The organism is Leifsonia sp. YAF41 (assembly GCF_052113185.1).
GTDB lineage: Bacteria > Actinomycetota > Actinomycetes > Actinomycetales > Microbacteriaceae > Cryobacterium.
The window spans coordinates 71,957-94,988 of record NZ_JBFRCS010000009.1 but is presented as its reverse complement, the minus strand read 5'-3'; the positions used below and the strand labels follow the sequence as shown (position 1 = coordinate 94,988).

The 23,032-nt window shown below is 65.2% G+C and carries 20 protein-coding genes; 12 read left to right on the top strand and 8 right to left on the bottom strand.

Annotation, left to right across the window (positions count from 1 at the left end):
- Window positions 1–35: 35 nt before the first annotated feature.
- Complete coding sequence (locus AB4Y63_RS10970) at window positions 36–806, bottom strand: hypothetical protein (RefSeq protein ID WP_441791078.1); 771 nt, start codon at window positions 804–806, stop codon at window positions 36–38.
- 50 nt (window positions 807–856) lie between these two features.
- Window positions 857–1,216, bottom strand: coding sequence for a hypothetical protein (locus AB4Y63_RS10965; RefSeq protein WP_441791077.1), 360 nt, complete (start codon window positions 1,214–1,216; stop codon window positions 857–859).
- Between the two features lie 282 nt (window positions 1,217–1,498).
- On the opposite strand from AB4Y63_RS10965, the gene AB4Y63_RS10960 reads away from it, so the two are divergent.
- Window positions 1,499–2,065, top strand: coding sequence for a dihydrofolate reductase family protein (locus tag AB4Y63_RS10960; protein WP_441791076.1), 567 nt, complete (start codon window positions 1,499–1,501; stop codon window positions 2,063–2,065).
- Window positions 2,066–2,081: 16 nt separating this feature from the next.
- Here the strand turns inward: AB4Y63_RS10960 and AB4Y63_RS10955 are convergent, their stop codons facing one another.
- Window positions 2,082–2,684 carry a hypothetical protein gene (locus tag AB4Y63_RS10955; protein ID WP_441791075.1) on the bottom strand — a complete coding sequence of 201 codons (603 nt, stop codon included), beginning with the start codon at window positions 2,682–2,684 and terminating at the stop codon, window positions 2,082–2,084.
- Between the two features lie 120 nt (window positions 2,685–2,804).
- Complete coding sequence (locus tag AB4Y63_RS10950) at window positions 2,805–3,620, bottom strand: DUF2510 domain-containing protein (protein WP_441791074.1); 816 nt, start codon at window positions 3,618–3,620, stop codon at window positions 2,805–2,807.
- Window positions 3,621–3,752: 132 nt separating this feature from the next.
- Here AB4Y63_RS10950 and AB4Y63_RS10945 point away from each other — a divergent pair, with 132 nt between their 5' ends.
- From AB4Y63_RS10945 to AB4Y63_RS10925, 5 genes are all read left to right on the top strand, one after another.
- Window positions 3,753–4,583, top strand: coding sequence for an SDR family oxidoreductase (locus tag AB4Y63_RS10945; RefSeq protein WP_441791073.1), 831 nt, complete (start codon window positions 3,753–3,755; stop codon window positions 4,581–4,583).
- Window positions 4,584–4,632: 49 nt separating this feature from the next.
- Complete coding sequence (locus AB4Y63_RS10940) at window positions 4,633–5,025, top strand: PPOX class F420-dependent oxidoreductase (RefSeq protein ID WP_441791072.1); 393 nt, start codon at window positions 4,633–4,635, stop codon at window positions 5,023–5,025.
- A 73-nt stretch (window positions 5,026–5,098) separates the two neighbouring features.
- Window positions 5,099–6,256, top strand: coding sequence for an exonuclease SbcCD subunit D (locus AB4Y63_RS10935; protein ID WP_441791071.1), 1,158 nt, complete (start codon window positions 5,099–5,101; stop codon window positions 6,254–6,256).
- Window positions 6,253–9,252, top strand: a complete 3,000-nt coding sequence (locus tag AB4Y63_RS10930; RefSeq protein ID WP_441791070.1) for an AAA family ATPase — start codon at window positions 6,253–6,255, stop codon at window positions 9,250–9,252. Before AB4Y63_RS10935 ends, AB4Y63_RS10930 begins: the two co-directional genes overlap by 4 nt.
- A 151-nt stretch (window positions 9,253–9,403) precedes the next feature.
- Window positions 9,404–11,038 (top strand): APC family permease, encoded by a 1,635-nt coding sequence (locus tag AB4Y63_RS10925; RefSeq protein WP_441791069.1) that lies wholly within the window; start codon window positions 9,404–9,406, stop codon window positions 11,036–11,038.
- Here the strand turns inward: AB4Y63_RS10925 and AB4Y63_RS10920 are convergent.
- The gene (locus tag AB4Y63_RS10920) at window positions 11,016–13,214 is read right to left on the bottom strand and encodes a DEAD/DEAH box helicase (RefSeq protein ID WP_441791068.1); all 2,199 of its coding nucleotides are present in this window, start codon (window positions 13,212–13,214) and stop codon (window positions 11,016–11,018) included. The genes AB4Y63_RS10925 and AB4Y63_RS10920 overlap by 23 nt on opposite strands.
- Window positions 13,215–13,248: 34 nt before the next feature.
- Window positions 13,249–13,659 carry a VOC family protein gene (locus tag AB4Y63_RS10915; protein WP_441791067.1) on the bottom strand — a complete coding sequence of 137 codons (411 nt, stop codon included), beginning with the start codon at window positions 13,657–13,659 and terminating at the stop codon, window positions 13,249–13,251.
- Between the two features lie 92 nt (window positions 13,660–13,751).
- On the opposite strand from AB4Y63_RS10915, the gene AB4Y63_RS10910 reads away from it, so the two are divergent.
- Both AB4Y63_RS10910 and AB4Y63_RS10905 read left to right on the top strand, forming a co-directional pair.
- Entirely contained in the window at window positions 13,752–14,822 is a 1,071-nt protein-coding gene (locus AB4Y63_RS10910) for a M15 family metallopeptidase (protein WP_441791066.1), read from the top strand.
- Window positions 14,823–14,903: 81 nt separating this feature from the next.
- On the top strand, window positions 14,904–16,271 hold the full coding sequence (locus AB4Y63_RS10905) for a M18 family aminopeptidase (RefSeq protein WP_441791065.1): 1,368 nt from the start codon (window positions 14,904–14,906) through the stop codon (window positions 16,269–16,271).
- A 36-nt stretch (window positions 16,272–16,307) separates the two neighbouring features.
- Here the strand turns inward: AB4Y63_RS10905 and AB4Y63_RS10900 are convergent, their stop codons facing one another.
- Together AB4Y63_RS10900 and AB4Y63_RS10895 are read right to left on the bottom strand one after the other, a co-directional pair.
- Complete coding sequence (locus AB4Y63_RS10900) at window positions 16,308–17,795, bottom strand: SulP family inorganic anion transporter (RefSeq protein WP_441791064.1); 1,488 nt, start codon at window positions 17,793–17,795, stop codon at window positions 16,308–16,310.
- Between the two features lie 56 nt (window positions 17,796–17,851).
- Entirely contained in the window at window positions 17,852–18,478 is a 627-nt protein-coding gene (locus tag AB4Y63_RS10895) for a type II toxin-antitoxin system Phd/YefM family antitoxin (RefSeq protein ID WP_441791063.1), read from the bottom strand.
- Window positions 18,479–18,688: 210 nt separating this feature from the next.
- Here AB4Y63_RS10895 and AB4Y63_RS10890 point away from each other — a divergent pair, with 210 nt between their 5' ends.
- From AB4Y63_RS10890 to AB4Y63_RS10875, 4 genes are all read left to right on the top strand, one after another.
- Window positions 18,689–19,750 carry a LacI family DNA-binding transcriptional regulator gene (locus AB4Y63_RS10890; RefSeq protein ID WP_441791062.1) on the top strand — a complete coding sequence of 354 codons (1,062 nt, stop codon included), beginning with the start codon at window positions 18,689–18,691 and terminating at the stop codon, window positions 19,748–19,750.
- Window positions 19,747–20,712 carry a carbohydrate ABC transporter permease gene (locus AB4Y63_RS10885; protein WP_441791061.1) on the top strand — a complete coding sequence of 322 codons (966 nt, stop codon included), beginning with the start codon at window positions 19,747–19,749 and terminating at the stop codon, window positions 20,710–20,712. The genes AB4Y63_RS10890 and AB4Y63_RS10885 overlap by 4 nt, the downstream gene beginning before the upstream one ends.
- A gap of 29 nt (window positions 20,713–20,741) precedes the next feature.
- Window positions 20,742–21,587 (top strand): carbohydrate ABC transporter permease, encoded by an 846-nt coding sequence (locus AB4Y63_RS10880; RefSeq protein WP_441791060.1) that lies wholly within the window; start codon window positions 20,742–20,744, stop codon window positions 21,585–21,587.
- A 75-nt stretch (window positions 21,588–21,662) separates the two neighbouring features.
- Window positions 21,663–22,958 (top strand): ABC transporter substrate-binding protein, encoded by a 1,296-nt coding sequence (locus AB4Y63_RS10875; protein WP_441791059.1) that lies wholly within the window; start codon window positions 21,663–21,665, stop codon window positions 22,956–22,958.
- Window positions 22,959–23,032 lie beyond the last annotated feature (74 nt).

The window sequence follows — 23,032 nt, the reverse complement described above, 5'->3', positions numbered from 1 at the left end:
TTCTAACTGTCAACGCCGCCAGCCGGGTGGGGGCTCTAGGGCATGAACGCACTGAGGACAGCCGCAATCCAGTAGACGGCTGCCGTCGCTGCAAGAAGTGCCGCGAGACCGATTCCGACCTTCTGCCAGAACGTTGTGCGACGACGGAGGCGGCGTCCGCGCAACCCAACCCGGAAGTGCGTGTCGGTACCGCCGAGGGCGGTGATCTGGGCTCGGCGAAATGGGTCGCTGACCGATGCATTGTCGCGTCGGTCGTCCTGGTAGCGGTGTGTCTGTCGGCGCAGTTTGCTCTCAAGGAAACGCACTAACTCTGGCACGACCGACAGAGCGGCTTTCGTCGCGAACGCGGCTGGTGGTGCGTAGATGAGGACTCGATTGTCGACGAACTCGATGTCGCATCCTGCCGCAGAATCCACCAGGCGAGCCATCAGGTCGGGTGTGAAGATGTAGAGCGCGTCGGTCTCGTATTCGCGGGGGCAGTACAGCGTAAATGTTGTATCGAAGTCGCCCTCCAGGGCAAGGCGCTGGCCCTCGTCCAGCGCGACCCCGGCCTTGCTCAGCACGGCTTCACCCGTGCTGAGCAACACCATGTTCGGCACCGGCCTCGGCAACACGATCATCACGAGCTTCGCGTCCCGTACTCGTCCGCCCCTGGCCGAAAGCGTCCCGAACACAAACGGGGTCGCAGTGGCAGTGGCGTCGACGACGTCGCTCATGACGACGTGATTGGTGTTGGCGAACAGGAGGCCGGACACAGGCGGGTTGACCACCTGCGGACGGTAGTCGTAACCGCCCTCGTCAGCCATCGCCTTCGCCACAGAGGCGCGATGGTGAGAGTGGCGACGACTGCGCATGTCTAGGCTTTGCCGACCTGGCCGCCGAGTCGGCGAACGACCTCGAAGAGCGCCTCGTTGTCTTTTTCCTGAATCTCTTTCGCACGGTCGGCTCCGAGGGTGGCGTCGTTTGCCGTGTAGGAGAGGTTCACCTTGTACTTCGTGCCGTTCAGTGCGATCTGGATGCTGGGCATCATGGAATAGAGCATCGCCTTCTTGATCTGAACATCCGAGATCGGTGCACTGTCGATGAGGTCACCGTTGTCGCGCAGGAGACCGAGGTGTCCTTCTTCGATCACGACTTGCCCCTGCTTGGCGAACCACTTCATGCCAGAGGTGATGGTGGCACCGAAGCCGCTGGTGAATTCAGGTGTAGTGGTCATGCTTGGATACTCCTCGTTGGTGAGTGCCTGGCTAACTCAGCCTCGAACGACACGGGATGACGGGGTGGATTTCGGCCCATTGAATGACGCGATCTGCCCCCCTCGCTGGCCACTCGGGAAAGAAGTGATCCCGCGGGCCTGGCAGACGCCGAGCGATAACATATCAGTCGATGAGCCCGGGCAGGTTGCAGTCGTCAACAATCGATTCGATTGACGCGCTGCTCATTCGCGCAGACGGCATCGGCCGTGATGGTGTCGGCGGCCCCCGGTAGCGTGAGAGTCATGACAGAGAGCTTTGTGGCAGCCGTTTTCATCGCAACGAGTCTGGACGGCTTCATCGCCGGCGAGAACGGCGAACTTGACTGGCTGACCGACGAGAACGACACACTCGGTGAGACCGGGTACGACGAGTTTTTCGCCTCGGTCGATGCGCTCGTGATCGGACGCAAGACGTTCGACACGGTGCTCGGCTTCGGCGAGTGGCCGTATGCCGGAAAACGCGTGCTGGTGCTCAGCCGCACGCTCGGCGCCGATGGCGCTCCGGGCGCACCGGGTACTCCCGCCGCTCCCGACACGACCGTGCACACGGATCTCGACGACGTCGTGGCGACGCTCGAGCGCGAGGGAGTGAAACGGGTCTATGTGGATGGTGGGCAGACGATTCAGGCGTTCCTGCGCAGAGGGTTGATCAGCGAGATGACGCTGACGCAGGCGCCCGTCTTGCTCGGGTCCGGAGTGTCATTGTTCGGGCCACTCGACGAGCGGGTCCATCTGAGGCTCACCGCGACGCGCGAACTGGGTGCCGGCTTCACACAGGCCAGCTACGAGGTGCTTTCGGCCGACCTCTAGGTCGGGGATTCTGCGGCTAGAAGCCGAAGTCGCCGCCTCCGCCGAAGTCGCCACCGCCGAAGCCGCCATCGTCGAAACCGCCGCCGCCGAAGTCGCCCCCGGAATCGCCACCGCCATCGGCGTTGCCGTCGCCGGACGAATCGCCGTCGGCACCTGCGGCGTCGACCGAGCCACCGGCATCCGGAAGAAAAGCCGATGCGATTGCGGAGCCGATGACGAATCCGGTCACGGTTCCCATGAGCGAGCTTGCGAAAGTGCCGCCGAAGCCCAGGCCGCCGCCCCGCTGGCCGGCCGCGCCGAGCGTGTGCTCCATCGACCCAGGATTACGCAGCTCAGAGCGCGTCGCCGCCTGCGCCAGGCTGGCCGGGTCGTTCGTCGTCGGGCGTTCGCCGGCCGCGGCGTCGGCTTGGAGCTGCTCAAAGAGGAGGTCGCGCTGAGCCGGGGTCAGCTTTGAAAACGCCTCCTGGTGCACCGCTTCGATCGTCTCCGGCGGCGCTGTGCGTAGCAGGTAGCGGTATCGCTCGATGGCGATGTCATCGTCGGAGCGCGCCGGGCGGTTCGCCGTCGGACGGGAGGGTGTTGTCTCCTCGCGGCCGAAGATTCGATCGAGCCAGCCCATAATTTCGCTCCTTCAGTCGGTGAATTCACCAGCAATGCCCTGCCCAATTTCGTTGCTTGAGCCGGTGGGTTCAAAGATACCGGTACGGCCGGTGCCCAGCCTGGGAGCGGACGACGACGGTCAGACCAGGCGTGCGAGCCCGATCGCCGTCGGCAGACTGCTCAGCTGGGTGCCGTCAAACCCCGAGCCAGAGAGTGACGCGAGAACCGCCGCGAAAACAACGACGATGAACACACCGAGCCCGACCACCAGCAGAAAGTTGGCGATCCACACCCAGAGCGGGGCAGAGCCGAGACCGGCAGTGCGTCGAAGCACGACGGTGCGGGCGATGAGGTAGGCGGGAGCACCGAGAAGCGCCCAGGCCCAGGGGGCGACCGTTCGATGGCCCCAGCCGCTGAGCCGCTTCACGTCCCGCTGAGCGGCTGCCAGGGTGATCAGCCAGGGCAGCGAGACGGCGGCGTACTGCAGCCAGAGTTGCGCACCGATTCCCTCCAGCAGAAGCATGACGAAGAACGCGGCGACCGACATCCAGGGGGCGAACGCAATCACCCAGACCGACACAGAGCCCCAGCGGCTTGGAATCGCAGTGAACTCCAGGCTGTGTCCGACCGGAAGGGTCCAACGCGGGGCGATCTCGGTCTTGCTTTCCTCGCGCGCCCAGCCGTACGCCGACACCGGAGCGAGCCGGGAGATCGGCGGAGGGGGGAGCGGAACGTTGTCGTCGGCGGCCCCGGCGTGTGCTGACTCGAGGTCCACTGCAGGCACGGGGGACTTGGTGGGGGCGGCCGTTCGGTAGTCGTCGGGGGTCGTCGAGACCTCGGGAATCGGGGCGACGTGCTCCGTCCAGGCGAGGCCGCTCCACCAGCGCAAAAGAATCGAAGTCGTCGGATCGACGTACCAGCCGGCTGGCGCGACGAATCCGGGTTGTTCTGTCATGATGTGTTCCCCCGTCGTGCCGCGTCTACTTCGAGCGTGCCCGACTCATTGCGGGGACGCCAACCCCATTGCGGGGGCGGAGAGCACCATCAACTGAGATCGACACGAGCGCGAGATGAAGGAGACGGCAGCATGACACGAATCGCAGTGACCGGAGCGACGGGGCATATCGGGGGACGGGTTGCTTCCGAACTTGCGCACCGGGGGCATTCGCTACGGCTGATCGTGCGGGATGCAGCCCGTGCGCCGCAGCTTCCGGGTGCCGAAATCGCCGTTGCCACGTACGGTGACGGAGACGCAGTGGAGAAGGCACTCGCCGGGGTGGACGTGGCGTTCATGGTGTCTGCCCACGAATCCGCCGAGCGAGTCAGCGAACACCTGAGCTTCGTCGCGGCGGCGACTCGCGCGGGGGTGCGCCACATCGTCTACACCTCGTTCGTCGGCGCCGGTCACGCGGCCGGCTTCACGCTCGCGCGCGATCATGGTGCCACCGAAGACGCCATTCGGGACTCCGGCCTGGGCTACACCTTTCTGCGCGACAACTTCTACCTCGATCTGCTTCCGCACTTCGCCGATGAGAACGGGGTGATCCGGGGTCCGTCCGGAAACGGTGTGACTGCGGCCGTCGCTCGCGCCGATGTCGCGGATGCCGCCGTGGCGGTGCTCGAACACCCCGAGCAGCACCACGACACGATCTATGAGTTGACCGGAGGCGAAGCATTGACCCTCGGCGACATCGCGCGCCGGGCATCCGTGACCACCGGTCGCCGGTTCACGTTCATCAACGAAACACTCGACGAAGCGTATGCGTCGCGAGCTCACTATGGCGCGCCGGACTGGCAGGTGGAGGCCTGGGTGAGCACCTACACGGCAATCGCCGACGGCGAGCTCGCCCACATCACCGACGATGTGCGCCGGCTGACTGGGCACGAACCGCGCACCTTGGAAGACGTGCTCAATTAGTTCGAGAGTCGCGCGGAAGAAATAGCCGAGCGGCTGGTTGTATCTGAGCATGACAACCAAGATCCCCGCCGACCTGCTTGACCTGCTCACCGAGCCGCATTTCGCGAGTCTGGGCACAATCCGGCCGGATGGCGCCGTGCAGGTCAACCCGATGTGGTTCGAGTTCGACGGTGAGACGATCAGATTCACGCACACGTCGAAGCGTGCAAAGTTTCGCAACCTGCAGCTGAACCCGGCGATGACGGTCATGGTCCTGGATCCGGCCAACCCGTTCCGCTACCTGGAGGTGCGTGGCCGTCTGGTTGACGTGATTGCCGACCCGGAGGGGGCCTTTTATGTGCACCTCGGGCAGCGCTATGGCGACGCGCAGACACCGGCGCCGGCCGACAAAGCCGATCGCGTCATCTTGGTGATGAGTGTGGAGAAGACCACCCGCAAGTAGCGCACCCGCGCAAACGCTGATGGTGGGTCTGTCGGCGACAGTTCTGTCAGAGGTCGACGCTAGCGTGAGAAGCATGAAGATCCTTCACACGTCTGATTGGCACATCGGTCGTACCTTTCACACGCACTCGACCGTCGGTCACCTGCGAATGGTGCTTGATGGACTTGTCGACGTGGTGCGCACCCGGCAGATCGACGTTGTTGCGGTGGCCGGCGATGTGTTCGATTCCGCGGTGCCGTCGGCCGAGAGCTATACGGTGCTGTCCGGTGCGCTGCGTGCGCTGCGTGACGCCGGTGCGAGTGTCGTGATGACCAGCGGCAACCATGACTCGGCCGCTCGTCTCGGCTTTCAGTCTGAGTGGGCCGGCCTGGCCGGCATCCACGTGGTCACCAGGCACGATCAATATCGCGAGCCAATCGTCGTGACGGATGAGCATGGCCCTGTTCGGTTTTACGGCATCCCCTACCTCGAGCCCGCGCTGATTCGGCACCACCATCCCGATGTCGAGCTGCGCACCCACGAGCAGGTTCTCGGCTTCGCCATGCAGCAGATCCGGGCCGACATCTCTGCGCATGGCGACCGTTCAGTCGTGCTCTCACATTGTTTCGCCGCAGGCGTCAGCGCCAGCGATGTGGAACGGGACATCAGCGCGGGTGGGCTCGACCTGGTGCCAGCGAGTGTGTTCGATGGCCCCGATTACGTGGCACTGGGGCACATTCACGGTCGCTCCACGTTGAGCGAACGGGTGCGTTACTCGGGTGCCCCGCTTCACTACTCGTTCTCCGAGGCCGGCAAACCCCGCGGCGGCTGGCTGGTCGAGCTCGATGCCAACGGCCTCGCGAGCGTTGACTGGATCGACTTGCCGATCCCGCGCTCCCTGTCGGTGCTCACCGGCGAGCTTGACCAGATTCTCACCGACGAGGCCCATGCGGCTGTCGAACAGAACTGGGTGTCGGCGATTCTGACCGATCAGGTGCGCCCGCTTGACGCCATGCGCAAGCTCCAGACGCGCTTTCCCTACTGCGTTGCCCTCGATCACCGCCCGGCAATCGTCGTCGACGACCGCTCGACGAGCTATTCCGAGCGCATCAAATCTCAGACTGACCCCGACATCGTCGCAAGTTTTCTCGAGCTGGTGCGCAACGGAGTCGGACCGACGGAGTTCGAACGCACTCTCGTCGCCGAGGTTCTCGCCTCCGTGCAGGTGCCGAGCTCAGAGGGTGTCGAATGAAAATCAAGAAACTGCGCATCGCCGGGTTCGGGCCGTACAAAGACGAGCAACTCATCGACTTCGAGCGTTTCGACGACGATGGCATTTTCTTGATCACCGGCAAGACCGGTGCAGGCAAGAGCAGCATCCTCGACGCCGTCTGTTTTGCGCTCTATGCGAGTGTTCCCCGCTATGACGGCACCGAGTCTCAGTTGCGCAGCGACCATTGCGAACCCGATGACCCGACCTTCGTCGAGCTTGAGTTCGCAATGGGCGACACCGACTACCGCATCTACCGCACCCCACGCTTCGACCGGCCGAAGAAGCGAGGCGGCGGAACGACGACCTCGCAGCCCGACGCTCGACTCGACGTGCGCGACGACACCGACCCCGCGTCGAGCAGCGACGCTCTGACGACCGCCGCGCCGAGCGGCGACGGATGGCGAGGCGTCGCCGCACGCCCTGTCGATGTCGGTCTCGAACTCAGCCGCATCCTGCCGCTGAAACAAGACCAGTTCTTGCAGGTGATTCTGCTCGCTCAGAACCGTTTCCAAAAGTTTCTACTGGCTAAGACCGACGATCGCCGGGCCGTGCTCCGCACACTGTTCGGTACCGCGCGGTTCGAACGTTTCGAGTCGGAGTTGCTCGCCCGGCGCAAGGTGTTGGGCGAGCAGCTCGGCGTTCTCCAGCAGCAGATCGGCGGATTCGCCGCCACGATCGCGCACCAGCTTGAACTGGATGCCCCGCCTGCGTCACCGTCGCGCGAATGGTTCGAGACGGCGCAGGCCGAGCTTGCCGCCGAGTGCGCCGTGGCTGCAGCCACTGCGGCGGCGGCGGATGGCGCCGTGTCGGCGACGACGGAGGAACTTCAGCGCCAGAGCGCGCTCAGGGGGCGGCAGGAGCGCCGGGACGCCGCCGGGATCACTCGCGATGCCCTCGAAGGTCGCCGGGACGAGATCGATGCCCTGCGCAGAACGGTGGCCGCGGCCGAGCGCGCGGCCCGGGTCGTCCCGCAGATTCGCGCGCTGGCCGACGCCGAGGGCGCCCGCGCTCTGGCTCTCGCCGACGAGGCTGCCGCGCGGGAGTTGTGGTCTGAACTCGGAGAATCGGCCCTCCGTGTCGAGGCCACGACGCTCCAAACCACGATCGATGAGATTCTGGGGATTCAAGGCTCGCTRCACGAGATCGTCACGTCCGAACAGCTGGTGCCGGGCCTCGACCGTGACCTCGATGTCGCGGAGACGAGTCTGGCCGAGTCTTCCGAAGCACTGTCCCGAGTGCAGGCCCTCATCTCAGTGCTCCCTGGGCGCATTGACGCTGCAGCGGAACAGCGCGCTGACGCCGCGCTCCGGGCAGCGCGGGAGGTCGAGGCTCGGGCTGAACTCTCGCGACTGGAGCGGGAGGCGGAGGCAATCGATGCGGTGCAGCGCCTCGAACCTGAACTCATCAGAGCGGAACAGCTCGAGAAAACAGCCGCTGCGGCGAACCGTGCCGCGGCGACGTCCTACGATGACCTTCTGGAGCGGCGCCTGGCCGGTCACGCCGCAGAATTGGCCGCAGAATTGGTCGACGGTCAGCCCTGTGCGGTGTGCGGTTCGGCGGAGCACCCGGCTCCGGCGACCCGCACGGCCGTGCCTGTGAACGAGCATGACGTCGAGCTGGCCCGCAGCGCCCAGGCCGCGGCCTACCGGGGCCTCGAAGCCGCCCAGCAGAAGGTTCAATCCGCGGCGTTGGCATTGGCCGAAGCGCGCACGCGAGCCAACGACAAAAAGCCGGACCAGCTCGAGGCCGAACGGGCCGTCGCTCACTCCACACTCGACCGTGCGCTGACGGCCCGTGACGACGTCAGTCGGCTGGAGCAGCAGCTGGTCGCGCTGCGTGACGAACTGGCTCTGGCTCACGCCGAGCAGACTGATGCGCAAGCGGCCCGTGACACGGCATCCGCTCTCACCACAGAATTGCGCAGCAGGCGCTCGTCGATTCTCGCGCGTGCCGCCGAACACCGCGGCGAGTTCGCCACCGTCACGGATCGAGCGGCACGGCTGCAGAGCGAACTCGAGGCGGCGCGACGCATCGGTGACGCCGCTGCGATCAGCACGCAGCGTCAGGTCTCGCTCGCTCTTGCTGTTGCGGAGGTGCAGACGCAACTACTCGCCGAGGGCTTTGTCGATCAGCAGGCCGCGCTCGCGGCCCGGATCGCCGATGCTGTCATCGCCGCGCACCACGAGGCACTGYGACGCTACGACGACGAATTCGCTGTCGTGCAAGCGCTTTTCGACGAACCGGGAATGGCCGATCTTCCCGCCGAACTCATTGATCTGCACGCGGCGCAGGAGGCGACCGACAGGGCTGTCGCAGAGCGCGACCTGGCCCGTTCCGTCGAGAGCACACTCGTCGAACGGGCGCGTCAGATTGGGGCCTTGGTTGCCGACGCGATCCTGCAGTTCGAGGAGTCAAACAGTCTGTTCGCCACCCAAACCCAGGTGCGCGAACTCGCGGCCGTAGTGCATGGCGACGAGCCGAACACCAAACGGATGCGACTTGAAACGTATGTGCTTGCGGCGCAGCTTGAAGAGATCATCGCGGCCGCCAACCAGCGACTCCGCACGATGACCGGCGGACGCTACCTGCTCGAGCATGACGACTCGCTGCAATTTCGAGGTGCCCAGTCGGGACTGGGCCTGGCCATTCGTGATGCGCATACCGGGCGGGCCAGACCCACGCACTCGTTGTCGGGCGGCGAGACGTTTCTCGCATCGCTGGCGCTCGCGCTCGGACTCGCCGAGGTGGTGTCGGAGCAGGCCGGGGGCATCGCTCTCGATACTCTCTTCGTCGATGAAGGGTTCGGCTCGCTCGATGCAGAAACGTTGGAGACGGCGATGAGCACCCTCGACAGTCTCCGCACGCGCGGGCGCACCATCGGCCTGATCAGCCACGTCGATTCGATGAAGGAACAGATCCCGGCGAAGCTTGCGATCGTCGTCAGCGAGCGCGGCGACAGCCGAATCGTCGTCTAGCGTCGTCGTCGGGGCACGCTGTCTGTGTGTGTTTGCAGGTGCGCAACACGTCGAACAGGGGTAAACCGGTCACTAGCCAGATCGCTCACCCGAACGACCGTTTTGGCCTCGGTTCCACGGCCTCAAGCTGCCGCGGCGTTGGGAGATCCCGATGACAACCACTCTTCCCCCTCAGCCTGAGCAAGTCGACAGCAAAGGCTTGAAAGGGGGCGCACTCAGCCTTCTCTCCAGTGTCGTCATCGGCGTGGCCTCCACCGCGCCGGCATACAGCCTGGCCGCAAGCCTCGGATTCATCGTCGCCAGTGGTGGCGCATTACTCGCGGGTGTCAAAGCGCCGGGCATCGTCATTCTCGCCTTCATTCCGATGTATCTGATCGCCGTCGCCTACCAGGAGTTAAACAAGGCCGAACCCGACTGCGGAACCACGTTCACCTGGAGCGCGCGGGCATTCGGCCCGATCACCGGCTGGCTGGGCGGTTGGGGAATCGTCGCCGCGGATGTGATTGTGATGGCGAACCTGGCCCAGGTGGCCGGCTCCTACTCGTTCATTTTCGCCGGTGATCTGGGTCTCAGCGGGGTCGCCGATCTCGCCAACGATCCGTTCTGGTCCACGGTTGCCGGCGTGATCTGGATCGCCGTGATGACCTACATCTGTTACCGCGGCATCGAGTTGTCGGCGCGCATCCAGTATGTGCTGCTCAGCATCGAGATACTCGTGCTGGTGCTTTTCTCGATCTTCGCCCTCGTGCGCGTCTACACCGGCACCGCCGAATCCTATTCACTCATCCCGAGCCTCGACTGGTTCAACCCCTTCACGCTTGATTTCAGCACGGTGATTGCACCGGCCATACTGACGGCCATCTTCATCTACTGGGGCTGGGACACCGTCGTCTCGATCAATGAGGAGACCGAGAACCCCACGAAGACACCGGGGCGTGCCGCAATCATCAGCACATTGTTGCTGCTCGGCACGTACGCTCTCGTCACCGTCGCGGCGGTCGCGTTCGCCGGTGTCGGCACCAGCGGAATCGGACTCGGCAACGAGACCAACGCCGCCGATGTCTTCTCAGCAATTGGGCCGGCGTTGTTCGGGAGCAGCGTGCTCGGCCATGCTGCGGCGCTGCTGCTCGCGGTGTCGATTCTCACCTCGGCTGCGGCATCAACCCAGACCACGATCCTTCCGACGGCGCGGACGACCCTGTCGATGGCCGTCTTCAGAGCGCTCCCCGAGAAGTTCGCACGCATCCACCCGCGCTTTCTCACCCCGACCTGGTCAACCATTGCGATGGGTGCTGTCTCCATCGGCTTCTACGTGCTTTTCACGCTGATCAGCATTCAACTGCTGGGCGCGCTGATCGGGTCGATCGGATTGATGATCGCCTTCTATTACGGTCTGACCGGCTTCGCCTGCGTCTGGTACTACCGCAAAACAATGTGGTCGTCATTTCGCAACGTGATCATGCGCGGTCTCTTCCCGTTGCTCGGCGGGCTGAGCCTCACCGCCGTGTTCATCTACGGTTTGCAGCAATATGCACTCGCCGACTGGCTGGTCGACGAGAACGGTGACAACGTCACGATCTTCGGAATCGGCGCCGTCGCGGTGGTCGGCATCGGGGCATTGCTTCTCGGCGTCGTCATCATGGTCATCTGGTGGGTGGTCAAATCCGACTACTTCCGCGGCCGGACCCTCCCGCGGCACACCGACGGCGATCCCGCACCGGTCGCTCAGATCGCGCCCGCTCAGAACACGCGCGACGACGGGCCTACGAGCGCACTGCCAGAGTGAAAGGCAGCACAGCGGATGCGCCGCTTCGACGAAGCGCTCGCCCGGTGACGGTCAGCGTCCAGCGGCTGTCGGCAATGTCATCGACGAGAAGAATCGGACGACCCGCAGAGGCTTCAAGCGCCGCGGCCAGCTCGGGACCGACAACAAAACGGTCCCAGACGTTGGCGAGCCGGTAGGCGCTGTTTCCGCCCGACGCACCGGTCGGCCCACCGCCTGCGTGGTCGAGCGAACCCAGCCACGGCAACCGACCGGCGTCGGAGAACGTGCGGGCAACTGACTCGATCAGTTGCGGATGCCTCCGGCTTGGCACCGTGACAATCGCAGCGGGGCGCTCGTCCCAGTTCCAGTCGGCGAGAACGCGGATGCACGCAGCAAGCATCGCCGGACTCGCCGGGGCATCGGCAGGGCTCGGCCCGGCCGTGCCGCCGGCGGTGCCCTGAACGTCGCCGGTCGCCGGCGGGCTGAAGAGACTGCGCAGCGCGCCGCCCCACCCTAGGTCGGTCAGCCGGGCCAGCGCGCGCCCCGGTGCCAGCCGTTCGCCGGGTGGGATGTTGCCGCGCACGTTGACGCCGAGGCTCGCCACTCCGGTCGGCCATTGGGCGCGCGGTTCAATCTGCACGCCGACCCGGTCGAGCGATTGTGCTGCCGCAGCGGCAGCCTCGGCGCTGAGCCCTGCCGGATACCAGGGGGCTTGACAGTTGTCGCAGCGTCCACAGGCGACGGCGGTTTCGTCGTCAAGAGCGCGCTGCAAGAACTCCATCCGGCATCCCGAAGTCTGCTCGTAGTCGATCATCGACCTCTGTTCGGCCACCCGGGCCGCGCTGATGCGCTCGTATCGATCGCGGTCGTAGATCCAGGGTGTGCCGGTGGCGACCCAGCCTCCGGTCACGCGTCGCACCGCACCGTCGACGTCGAGCACCTTGAGCAGCAATTCCAGTGGCGTGCGGCGCAGGTCGACCCGCGCCTCGAGTGCGGGCGTCGACAGGGGAGTGTCGCCGTTGGCCAGCAACGCATCGATCACCGCCTTGGCCTTCACCTGGTTCGGCATCGACGCGGTGGCGAAGTACTGCCAGATCGCCTCGTCTTCCGGACCGGGCAACAACAGCACATCCGCGTTGTCGGTGGCGCGACCGGCGCGTCCCACCTGCTGGTAGTAGGCGACAGGGGAAGAGGGGGCGCCGAGGTGCAGCACGAAGCCGAGGTCCGGCTTGTCGAAACCCATTCCGAGGGCACTCGTGGCGACGAGGGCCTTCACCTCGTTGTTCTTCAACATGCGCTCGGACTCTTCGCGCTCGGCCGTGTCGGTCTGTCCGGTGTACGCACGCACGGCGTGACCGGCGTCACGCAGCAGGCGGGCGGTGTCTTCGGCCGCTGAGACGGTGAGGGTGTAGATGATTCCGCTGCCGGGAAGCTCGTCGAGATGCGTGAGCAGCCAGGCGAGTCGAGCCTTCGCGTCGGGAAGGCGCAGCACGCCCAGGCGCAGCGAAGCCCGGGCGAGCGGACCGCGAATCGTGACGACCTCGGTGCCCGGCTGCTCCGTGGCGTGCGTGGCGCTGCCGTGGGCGGCGCTGTTGAGCTGTTCGGCGACATCCTGCACCACTCGGCTGTTCGCGGTCGCCGTCGTGGCCAACACCGGAACCCCGGCCGGCATCTCGGCGATGAGGTCGCGCAGGCGGCGGTAGTCCGGCCGAAAGTCGTGGCCCCAATCGGAGATGCAATGGGCTTCATCGACGACCAGCAGCCCGACCCGGCTGATCAACGCCGGGAGTTGGTTGTCGCGAAAACTCGGGTTGTTCAGACGTTCGGGGGAGACCAGCAGCACGTCGACCTCGTCGTTGGCCAGGGCCTGCAGCACCTCGCCCCATTCGTGCGCGTTCGAGGAGTTGATCGACACGGCACGCACGCCGGCGCGGGCGGCGGCCGCGACCTGATCGCGCATCAGGGCGAGCAGCGGCGACACGAGAATCGTGGGCCCGGCGCCGCGCTGACGCAAAAGCAGTGTGGCGACGAAGTAGACCGCCGACTTTCCCCAACCGGTGCGCTGCACGACCAGGGCCCGGCGGCGCTCATCGACGAGGGTCTCGATGGCCTCGAACTGACCCTCATGAAAATCGGCATCAGGACGACCGACCAACGTGCGCAAGACGGCGAGGGCGGATGCGCGTGTGTCGGTCATCCTCTTAGCTTGGCAGGTGCCGGTGACAGTGCGTTCAGCCGGCAGGTGCCGCGCTCAGGTCCATCCACGTCACATCCCAGTGGTGGCCGTCTGGGTCGAGAAAACTGCGGCCGTACATGTAGCCGAAGTCCTGCGCGTCGCCGGCCGGGCTCCCGCCGTTCGCCAGCGCGGCATCCGCCATCTCGTCGACTGCGTCGCGACTCTCGGCGCTCAGCGCGATCATCGATTCAATCGATGTCGACGTGTCGACAATCTGACGGTCGGTGAACGTCTGGAAGAACTCGGGGACGAGCAGCATCGCGTAGATGTGATCCTCGTCGATGACGAGGCAGGTCGCATTCTCATCGGTGAACTGGGGGTTGAACGAGAAGCCCAGGGCCTTCCAGAAATCGGTCGACCGCTTGAGGCTCTGAACCGGAAGGTTCACGAAGATCATCGTTGGCATGGCTTCATCGTACGGTCGAACCGCGCGACACCCAAGTGGGTGTGACCGCCTCAAAGCCGGAATCGGCGCCGCGCGTCGGTAGGCTCGAACCGATGACTTCGCCGACTCGCCCCGAGATTCCTCGCATGGAGATTTCTCGCTTTGAGAACGGCGAGAACTCTGAGTCTGAGACCCTCGAGTCTCCCGCGACTGACGCGGTTCGTGCTGAGCGGGAGTCGTCGGAATTTGCGATCGCTGACTCTGAATTCGCCGACTCCACGATCGCTGATGCTGACGTCGCTGACTCCGAGTTCTCCGGGGCCGAGGCTCTGTTCTCGGAGGCTGAGGAGCCTGACCCGGCGATTCCGGTTCCCGGGGCCGGCATCCGAGCTGAGCCGACACTCTCGGCACGGGTGCGACGCAACCGCATCATCGTCGGGGCGTCGCTCGCTCTGATTGTTGTCGTGGTGCTGGGCGTCGTCATCGGCAATCTCCTCGTCGCCGGCGACGGCTCGACGCCCGCCCCGGGCCCCGGTGCGATTGTCGAACCCACGGCCACGGCGCATCCGGTGAACGGTTTCGACCGCGCCGCCCACTCACTCGACGACCCGGAAAGCCCGTGGGTCGTGGTCAACAAGCAGCGCCCCATCGTTCCGGTCGACTTCACTCCGCCTGATCTCGTCGCCGTGAAAGTGCCGCACACCTGGGCGCCCCTACTGCGGGCCGACGCCGCAACCGCGGTCGAGGCGATGTTCGCCGCGGCGACCAGCGAAGCGGGACTCAGCCTGGAGTCGAACAGTGCATTCCGGTCGTACGCCTCCCAGGTCGAGGTGTACACCAGCGAGGTCAAGTCGGCGGGAGTCGCAGCCGCAGATCTCAGCACGGCACGACCGGGGACCAGCGAACACCAGACCGGCTTGACGATCGACATCGGTGCGGAGAACGGCGCCTGCCGTTTCAACGTCTGCTTCGCCGACACCGCTGAGGGGCAGTGGTTGGCCGCCAACGCCTGGCGCTTCGGGTATCTGCTGCGCTACCCGGCCGACAAAGTGGCCGTCACGGGGTATGAATTCGAACCGTGGCACTTTCGTTACCTCGGTACCGACCTGAGCACCGAGCTTCACTCCACCGGAGTGTCGACCCTCGAGGAATTCTTCGAACTGCCTTCCGCGCCCACCTACTGAGCACACCGACCGGGTGCACTTACTGGCGGGTGTGAACCCGCGTGCGCACCGCCCTCCGCGCCGAGTGGTTGGATTGAGGGCATGGATGCCTCGACTGACCGCGCTGCCGACCTTACCGCCCACTCTGCCGCCACCACGGCTGCGCCGGCCGCTGACCGGGTCGATCGATACATCGACGACCTCGCCGCATTCATCACGGCATCGCCGTCGTCGTATCACGCAGCGGAGGAGGTGGCGCGGCGACTCGATGACGCCGGCTTCACCCGTCTCGATGAATCAGCAGCCTGGCAAGCCGGCGCCGGTCGCCGCTACGTCGTGCGCGACGGAGCAATCATCGCCTGGATTCAGCCGAACGGAAGCACGGCGACGACACCGTTTCGAATCCTGGGCGCACACACCGACTCGCCCGGCTTCAAACTCAAGCCGAAGCCGACGATCGAAAGCCACGGTTGGCTGCAGGCCGGCGTCGAGGTCTACGGCGGGCCCCTGCTGAACTCGTGGCTCGACCGCGAACTCGAGCTCGCCGGGCGTCTCGTCACCCGCGACGGTGAATCGCACCTGGTGCGCACCGGGCCGTATCTGCGCATCCCGCAGTTGGCCATCCACCTGGACCGCGAAGTCAATGACGGTCTGAAACTCGACCGGCAGCGGCACCTGACGCCGGTGTTCGGGGTGGGCGGAGGCACCGCCGCCGATCTCGTCGGACATCTGGCGGCGCTCGCCGGGGTGGCCGCGGAGGATGTCGCGGGGTACGACATCCTGACCGCCGACACCGCACTGCCGACACGGTTCGGTCGGGACAACGCGTTGTTCGCCGCTGGGCGTATGGACAATCTGACGAGCGTGCACGCCGGGATGGTGGCGCTGCTGGCCGAGGCCGCGCGCGAGGAAGGCGCCCCCAACGCGCCGGCGGGCCGACAGATCAGCGTGCTCGCCGCGTTCGACCATGAGGAACTCGGCTCTGAGTCGCGCTCGGGAGCCAGCGGACCGCTGCTGGCCGACATCCTCACCCGCATCAGCGGCGCTCTCGGCGCGACCCCGTCGGAACAGCTGCAGGCGTATGCCTCATCGTGGTGTCTCTCGGCCGATGCCGGGCACTCCGTGCACCCGAACTATTCCGAGCGCCACGACCCGGCCAACCAGCCGGTTGCCGGGGGAGGGCCGCTGCTGAAGATCAACGCGAATCAGCGCTATGCGACGGATGCCGTCGGCTCGGCCCTGTGGACCCGCGCCTGCGAGCAGGCCGGCGTGGCGTCGCAGGAGTTTGTGTCGAACAACACGGTGCCGTGCGGGAGCACGATCGGTCCGCTGACGGCAACCCGTCTCGGTATCCGCACACTGGACGTCGGGGTGCCGCTGCTCTCGATGCACTCGGCGCGGGAACTCTGCCACGTCAACGACCCGGTTGCGCTCTCGGCGGCGATCAAAGCCTTCTTCGCGGGGGCGTAGCCGGGCTGCTCGCCGGGCCGTGGTGCCGCTCGCGGCCTAGAGTTTTCCGGTCAACTTGCGGTGAAACGCCGTGCTGCGCTCGTCGAGACCCGTGAACGTAACGGTGGCGCCACGCCCGCGGTAGGTGGTTTCGACCGAGTCCATCACGGCGACGGTCGACGCATCCCAGATCTGTGCCCGGCTCAGATCGACGACGACGGATGCCGGGTCGTCGGCGTAGTCGAACTGCTCAACGAGGTCGTTGCTGCTGCCGAAGAAGAGCGGCCCGGTGACGACGTACGCCACCGAACGCTCGTCGGCGGCAAGGGTGCGCTCCACCGTCACCACATGCGACACACGTCGGGCGAAGAGCACCATTGCGAGCACCGCACCCGCCGCCACGCCCAGGGCAAGGTTGTGGCTGACAACGACCACGGCGACAGTCGTGAGCATGACGATCGTCTCGGACAGCGGCATCCGTTTCAGAGTGGACGGCGCGATGCTGTGCCAGTTGATGGTGGTGAGCGCGACGATCATCATGACAGCGGCCAGGGCTACCATCGGGATCTTTCCCATCACCTCGCTGAGCGCGGTGACCAGCAGCAGGAGGAAGGCTCCGGCGACGAATGTCGACACGCGGGTGCGGGCCCGCCCGAGTTTCACGTTGACGAGTGTTTGGCCAATCATGGCGCAGCCGGCGATTCCGCCATACATCCCGGCGAGAATGTTCGCGATACCGAGCGCCCAGGACTCCCGGCTCTTCGGCGAGGTGGTGTTGGTCAGCCCGTCCACGAGTTTTGCCGTGAGCAGGGTTTCGATGAGGCCGACAAAGGCGACGCTCAGGGCGGTCGGCCAGATGATGCCGAGCGTCTCGAGGTTCAGCGGAACCAGCAGCGGCGTGATGCCGGGCAAGCCGCCGGAGACATCTCCCTGATCGCTGACCGTCGGCACCGACAGGTGGGCGACCATCGTGATCGCCGTGACGACGACGATGGCGACGAGCGGAGCGGGCACCGCCGTTGTCAGGCGCGGCAGAAAGAGCACGATCACGACGGTCACGACGAAGAGCGGATAGACCAACCAGGGCACACCGAGCAGATGCGGCACCTGAGCGACGAAGATCAGAATGCCGAGAGCGTTGACGAAGCCGATCATCACCGACCGGGGGACGAATCGCATCAGCCGCGCGAGGCCGGTCACTCCGAACAGAATCTGCACCAGACCCGCCAGCACCACGGCCGGCAGGAGGTACTCGACGCCCTGCTCCTTCACCAGCGGCGCGACGACCAGGGCGACCGCACCGGCCGCCGCGGTAATCATGGCGGGCCGGCCGCCGAGAATCGACATTGAGATCGCCAAGACAACGGATGCGATCAGGCTGACCTTGGGGTCGACGCCGGCGATCACCGAGAACGAGATCACCTCGGGAATCAGCGCCAGCGTGGTGACAACTCCGGCGAGAACTTCGACGCTGAGCAGCTTCGGGTTACGCAGCGTGGCACGAACGGTGGGGGAGGCATGCGATTTGCCGGGGTGTTGGGGCACTGTGCAACTGTAGATGCTCCGCGCACCCGGGGGTGGTGCTCGCGACGGGTGTGAGGTCAGCCGGTGCTGCTCGGAGTTGATCTCTTCGATGGCCGACGGGGAGGGCGCCGCAAGGTTTCACTCGCTTCAGTTTCACGGTCGACACCGTGCCGGCCGTCACGCGGCCCGGGGTCGGGCAGGGCAGGCAGTTGATCGAGATCATCGAGAACGAGGGCGCGCAATGTGCCGTTGGCATCGACGACGATCTCGCCGACCACGACGGCGCCTTCGGCGATGGCGAGGCTCTCGACGCGGGTGACCGAGGCGATTCTCGGTGCGGAGGCAGGCTTCGACAGGGTCGCGCCCGGTTGCAGCAGTGTGTTCCGCCACGCGAGGTCTTCGGTCAGCGGTGTCGCCGGCCGGCGCGTACGAGAGCCGCGGCGCCGAGGCGGCACCATCCGGGCGATCGCAATCCCGTGCCGCGTCACAACGACCTCCTGGCCTGATTCGGCGCGTGCGATCAGTACCGAGACATGTCGTTTCGCTTCGTCGATCGGAATCACCAATGCAGTGGCTGCGCCGTGCAATCCCGAGTTCACCGGAAAGGGGTCGTACTCGTCGTCGCGATCGACCCCGTGTCGCCCGTCGCGCGGGCCGGGGTCCGGAAGGGCCGGAAGTTGGTCTGGATCGTCGAGGTATTGCATGTCGGAACCCCTCTCCATTGACGGATGCCCGTGGCGATGCTTTCTTCGACGCTACGCCTCCACCGCAACGCGCGCTAGATCGGTGCGTTCTCGAGTGACGTTCCGCTGCGAGTTGCACTGACGCACGTGCGCACCCTATAGTCGCTGTAAACGTTCTCGTAAACGTTTACAGACATGACACACCCCCCTTCACCGTTGCATGGGAGCCAGATGGCCGAGACAAGGAAGTCCACGCTCGTACTCGTGGCCGAGCGTGCGGGGGTGTCGATCGCCTCTGTCTCTCGAGTTCTGAACGGGCTGCCTGCATCCGCCGCCGTCACCGACCGTGTGCGGCAGGCTGCCGATGAGCTGGGCTACGTGCCGGATGCGACGGCGCGTTCGCTCAAGGTCGGCAAGACCGAGCAGATCGCGTTGGCTGTCGCTGACGTCGGAAACCCGGTCTATGTGGCGATGATGCACGAAGTCTCCCGGGTGGTCGCCGACGCCGGCTACCGACTCGTCGTGTCCTCGACCGGCAGCGATCCCGACGACCAAATCACACTGCTGACGAGTCTGAACCGCGGATTCGCCGACGGTCTCATTCTCAGCCCGCTCCGTGTCACCGAGGCGCTGATCAGCCACCTGCGTTCAAGCCGCCTGCCCATCGTCGTGATCGGTTCGCTTCCCGACGGCGTCGAACTCGACAGTGTGCGCGCCGACTCGGCAGCCGGCATGGGCCTGGCGATCAAGCATCTGGCCAAGCAGGGTCGCCAGCGCATCGCCTTCATCAACGGCCCCGTCGACACGGTGCCGGGAGCCGCGCGACTCAGCGGCTACACCATCGCGATGACGAAGCGGGGCGTCGCGATGCACGGAGACCTCCAGGTCAATGCCGATGACTTCACCTTCAAGGCCGGCCTCGTCGCCACCGAAACACTTCTCGACCAGGCGACCCCCGACGCAATTGTCTGCGCAAATGACCTGCTCGCCGTGGCGGCACTCAAGGTGCTGACGCGTCGGGGATTCTCTGTCCCCGCTGACGTGGCGCTTGTCGGCATGGATGACACCGACATCGCGGAACTCACCACCCCGTCGATCACGAGTGTCAACCTGGGCTCGGTCAAGCGTGCGCGCACAGCGGCCAAGCTGCTGATCAGGCGCCTCACCGAGCCCGACGCCCCGATCAAACAGATCGTCATCGAACCCAAGCTCACCATCCGCGAGTCCTCCGTCGTGGCTTCCGGTACCGCATCACCGACCGGCCCCGGCAGAGAGGGAGGTGTTGACGCATGACGTCGACACTGACTTCGCCGCCGCGGCCGGTGGATTCCCGGCCGATCGCCCTCACCGAGAAGCCGAAGCGTAAGCGCGCGAGCGGCGCACCGGGCCAGGGTGGTCGTGAAGCGTGGCTGCTTGTGCTTCCCGCAATGATCCCGGTCGTCTTGTTCAGCGTCTACCCGCTGGTGCAGGGCATCCTTCTCGGGTTCACCGATGCCAAAGCCGGCCTCGGCGTCGTCACCTCGTTCAACGGGATCGACAACTACGTGCGTTTGGCCGGCAACGAACTGTTCTGGAACTCGTTCCGGATCGGGCTGATCTGGGCATTCGGCGTCACCATCTTGCAGTTTCTCGCCTCGCTCGGACTCGCGCTGCTGCTCAACCTCGACCTGAAGCTGCGCTGGTTGGCCCGCACCCTGGCGTTGGTTCCGTGGGCGATGCCCCCTGTCGTCATTGCGATCATGTGGCGGCTCATGCTCAACCCGAACTCGGGTCCCATCAACGAAACACTCCGTGCGCTCGGGCTTCCGGGCGACACCAACTGGCTGGGCGACTTCTCGACCGCCCTTCCCGCCGTCATCATTGTCGGTGTCTGGGCTGGAATGCCGCAGACGACGATCACTCTGCTGGCCGGACTGCAAAACGTGCCGGCCGAACTGCATGAAGCAGCGTCGATCGACGGGGCCGGTGTCTGGCAGCGCTTCTGGCATGTCACCCTTCCCGCGCTCCGGCCCATCATCGTGGCGATCACCACGCTCGACCTGATTTGGAACTTCAACTCGTTCGCACTCGTCTTCGTCTTGACCGCGGGCGGTCCCGGTGGGCAAACCATGCTGCCGATGCTGTTCGCCTACAACGAGGCGTTCCGCTACGGCAACTTCGGCTACGCGGCGGCAATGGGCAACGTCATGGTCATCGTGATCGCTGTCTTCCTCTTCGTCTATCTCCGCAGCCAGGCAAGGAGTCGTCTGTCATGACCCAGGCCGTGTCTACGAAACCAACCAGAATGCCCTCCAGTGCGGCAGGCCGTCGCATCGGCCGCCCGCTGCAATACGTGGCCCTCGTCGCCTACATCATCTTCTTGGGCTTCCCGCTGCTCTTCCTGCTTTCGACGGCGTTCAAAACGCCGCAGGAATTGCAGTCTCCGAACCCGACGTTCTTGCCGAACAGTCTCAATTTCGACAACTTCTTCGCGGCCATCGAGAAGGCGAACCTGGTGCAGGCGGCCGGCAACAGTCTCATCGTTGCCGTGACGACCACCATCATCGTCACCATCATCTCGCTGCCGGCGGCCTACGCCCTGGCGCGGTTCCGCACCAAGATGCGGGGGATCGCCACCGGCTGGATTTTGCTCAGTCAGGTCTTCCCCTTCATCCTGATCATCATCCCGTTGTTCCTGGTGCTCAAGCAGATCGGCCTGGTCAACAACCTGCTCGGGCTGATCCTGGTCTACACGGTCTGGTCGTTGCCGTTCGCGCTGTGGATGCTGCAGGGCTATGTGGCCGGAATCCCGGTCGAACTCGAAGAGGCCGGAGCCATGGACGGCGGCTCCCGGCTGCTTATCCTCCGCACGATCGTGCTGCCGCTGCTGGCGCCGGGACTCGTCGCCACCAGCCTGTTCACCTTCATCTCGAGCTGGAACGAATTCTTCTTCGCTCTCGTGCTGATCCAAGACCCGGAGTTGCAGACTTTGCCGCTCACGCTCGCCCGATTCGTCGGGGCAGAGGGGCAGGTTCAGCTCGGCCAATTGGCGGCAGCAGCATTGCTGGCCACCATCCCCAGTCTTGTCTTCTTCGCCCTCATTCAACGCCGGCTCACCTCCGGCCTGATGAGCGGGGCAGTCAAGGGTTAGCGCACGACACCCTCAACGCAGTCACACGCAGTGAATACACACAACGCAGTGCATATACACAAAGGAGTACAGACAATGAAAAGACGGGCTGCACTAGCCACCGGCGCCATCGTGGTCGCCGGAGTCTTGACCGGTTGCGCATTCGGAAGCGGTGGAGGAAGCTCCGCCGGAGGCTCCTCCGAAGGACCGGTGACGATCACCTTCCAGAGCCTGGCCTACCAGGATTCAACCGTTGCCGCGACGAAGGACATCGTCGACGCCTGGAACGCTGACAACCCCGACATCCAGGTCAAACTGACCCAGGGCAGCTGGGACAACGTTCACGACCAGCTGGTCACCCAGTTCCAGGGCGGCACCGCACCCGACGTCATTCATGACGAGTCTTCGGACATCCTCGGGTTCGCCAACCAGGGGTATCTCGCCGACCTGAGCCCGTACCTGAGCGATGACGTCAAGAAGAGTGTCTCTGACGACGTCTGGTCGACCGTGACCACCGACGACGACAAGATCATTGCGGCTCCGACGCTGTTGCAGACCTATGTGGTCTTCGCGAACACCGATGCTTTCGCTGCAGCGGGCGTCGAGGTTCCGACCGGCGACGAACTGACCTGGGACAACCTGGCCGCCGCCGCCAAGGGCCTCACCGCCGACGGCAAGTACGGCGTCGGCTGGGGGCTCAAGCAGCCCACCGCCGCCGTGATGAACACCGCACTCGGCTTCGATGGCACCTTCTTCACCGGCACCGGCGACACTGCGAAGATCACGGTCGGCGCCAATGAGCTCGAGGTGCCCAACCGCATTCACTCGATGGCATACGACGACGGTTCGATGGACCCGGTCACCCTGACGCAGAGCGGGTCGGATGTTCTTCCCGGCTTCCTGGGCGGAAAGTACGCCATGTACATCGGCGGCAACTACCTCGCGCAGCAGATCACCGAATCGGCACCGGACGGCTTCAACTGGACGGTGCTTCCCGCGCTGGCCGGCAGCGCCGGAACCGTGCAGGCCGCCAACCCGCAGACCATGTCGGTCGCCGCGGAGAGCAAGCACGTCGAGCAGTCCGCGAAGTTCATCAACTACTTCATGGGCGCCTCGAACCAGGCCAAGCTCGGCGAAGGTGACTGGTTGATTCCGTCGTCGAGTGAGGCACGTGCCGAGCTCGAAGCCGCCACCGCCGGTCAGACCGGATGGAAAGAGATGCTGGCCACGGGTGAGAACCTCGCCGGCGCCCCCTTCCAGAAGACCACGAACTACCCGCAGTGGAAGGACCAGTACGCGACCCCCGGGCTGCAGCAGTACTTCGCGAACTCCATTTCAAGCGAGGACCTGGCCAAGCAGCTCACCGACGGCTGGACCTCGATCGGCGGATAGCCGGATCAGAACCATCGAAGCAGGATGTCGAATCGGGCGAGACGAGAGTGTCGCCCGGTTCGGACTCCAGCTTC

Excerpts from the sequence above, each read along its gene's own strand:
- AB4Y63_RS10905 (WP_441791065.1), top strand. The coding sequence starts at position 14,904 with ATGGATGCCTCGACTGACCGCGCTGCCGACCTTACCGCCCACTCTGCC.
- AB4Y63_RS10910 (WP_441791066.1), top strand. The coding sequence starts at position 13,752 with ATGACTTCGCCGACTCGCCCCGAGATTCCTCGCATGGAGATTTCTCGC.
- AB4Y63_RS10940 (WP_441791072.1), top strand. The coding sequence starts at position 4,633 with ATGACAACCAAGATCCCCGCCGACCTGCTTGACCTGCTCACCGAGCCG.
- AB4Y63_RS10875 (WP_441791059.1), top strand. The coding sequence starts at position 21,663 with ATGAAAAGACGGGCTGCACTAGCCACCGGCGCCATCGTGGTCGCCGGA.
- AB4Y63_RS10970 (WP_441791078.1), bottom strand. The coding sequence starts at position 806 with ATGGCTGACGAGGGCGGTTACGACTACCGTCCGCAGGTGGTCAACCCG.
- AB4Y63_RS10880 (WP_441791060.1), top strand. The coding sequence starts at position 20,742 with ATGCCCTCCAGTGCGGCAGGCCGTCGCATCGGCCGCCCGCTGCAATAC.
- AB4Y63_RS10955 (WP_441791075.1), bottom strand. The coding sequence starts at position 2,684 with ATGGGCTGGCTCGATCGAATCTTCGGCCGCGAGGAGACAACACCCTCC.
- AB4Y63_RS10945 (WP_441791073.1), top strand. The coding sequence starts at position 3,753 with ATGACACGAATCGCAGTGACCGGAGCGACGGGGCATATCGGGGGACGG.
- AB4Y63_RS10965 (WP_441791077.1), bottom strand. The coding sequence starts at position 1,216 with ATGACCACTACACCTGAATTCACCAGCGGCTTCGGTGCCACCATCACC.
- AB4Y63_RS10960 (WP_441791076.1), top strand. The coding sequence starts at position 1,499 with ATGACAGAGAGCTTTGTGGCAGCCGTTTTCATCGCAACGAGTCTGGAC.
- AB4Y63_RS10950 (WP_441791074.1), bottom strand. The coding sequence starts at position 3,620 with ATGACAGAACAACCCGGATTCGTCGCGCCAGCCGGCTGGTACGTCGAT.
- AB4Y63_RS10890 (WP_441791062.1), top strand. The coding sequence starts at position 18,689 with ATGGCCGAGACAAGGAAGTCCACGCTCGTACTCGTGGCCGAGCGTGCG.
- AB4Y63_RS10920 (WP_441791068.1), bottom strand. The coding sequence starts at position 13,214 with ATGACCGACACACGCGCATCCGCCCTCGCCGTCTTGCGCACGTTGGTC.
- AB4Y63_RS10935 (WP_441791071.1), top strand. The coding sequence starts at position 5,099 with ATGAAGATCCTTCACACGTCTGATTGGCACATCGGTCGTACCTTTCAC.
- AB4Y63_RS10915 (WP_441791067.1), bottom strand. The coding sequence starts at position 13,659 with ATGCCAACGATGATCTTCGTGAACCTTCCGGTTCAGAGCCTCAAGCGG.
- AB4Y63_RS10925 (WP_441791069.1), top strand. The coding sequence starts at position 9,404 with ATGACAACCACTCTTCCCCCTCAGCCTGAGCAAGTCGACAGCAAAGGC.
- AB4Y63_RS10885 (WP_441791061.1), top strand. The coding sequence starts at position 19,747 with ATGACGTCGACACTGACTTCGCCGCCGCGGCCGGTGGATTCCCGGCCG.
- AB4Y63_RS10895 (WP_441791063.1), bottom strand. The coding sequence starts at position 18,478 with ATGCAATACCTCGACGATCCAGACCAACTTCCGGCCCTTCCGGACCCC.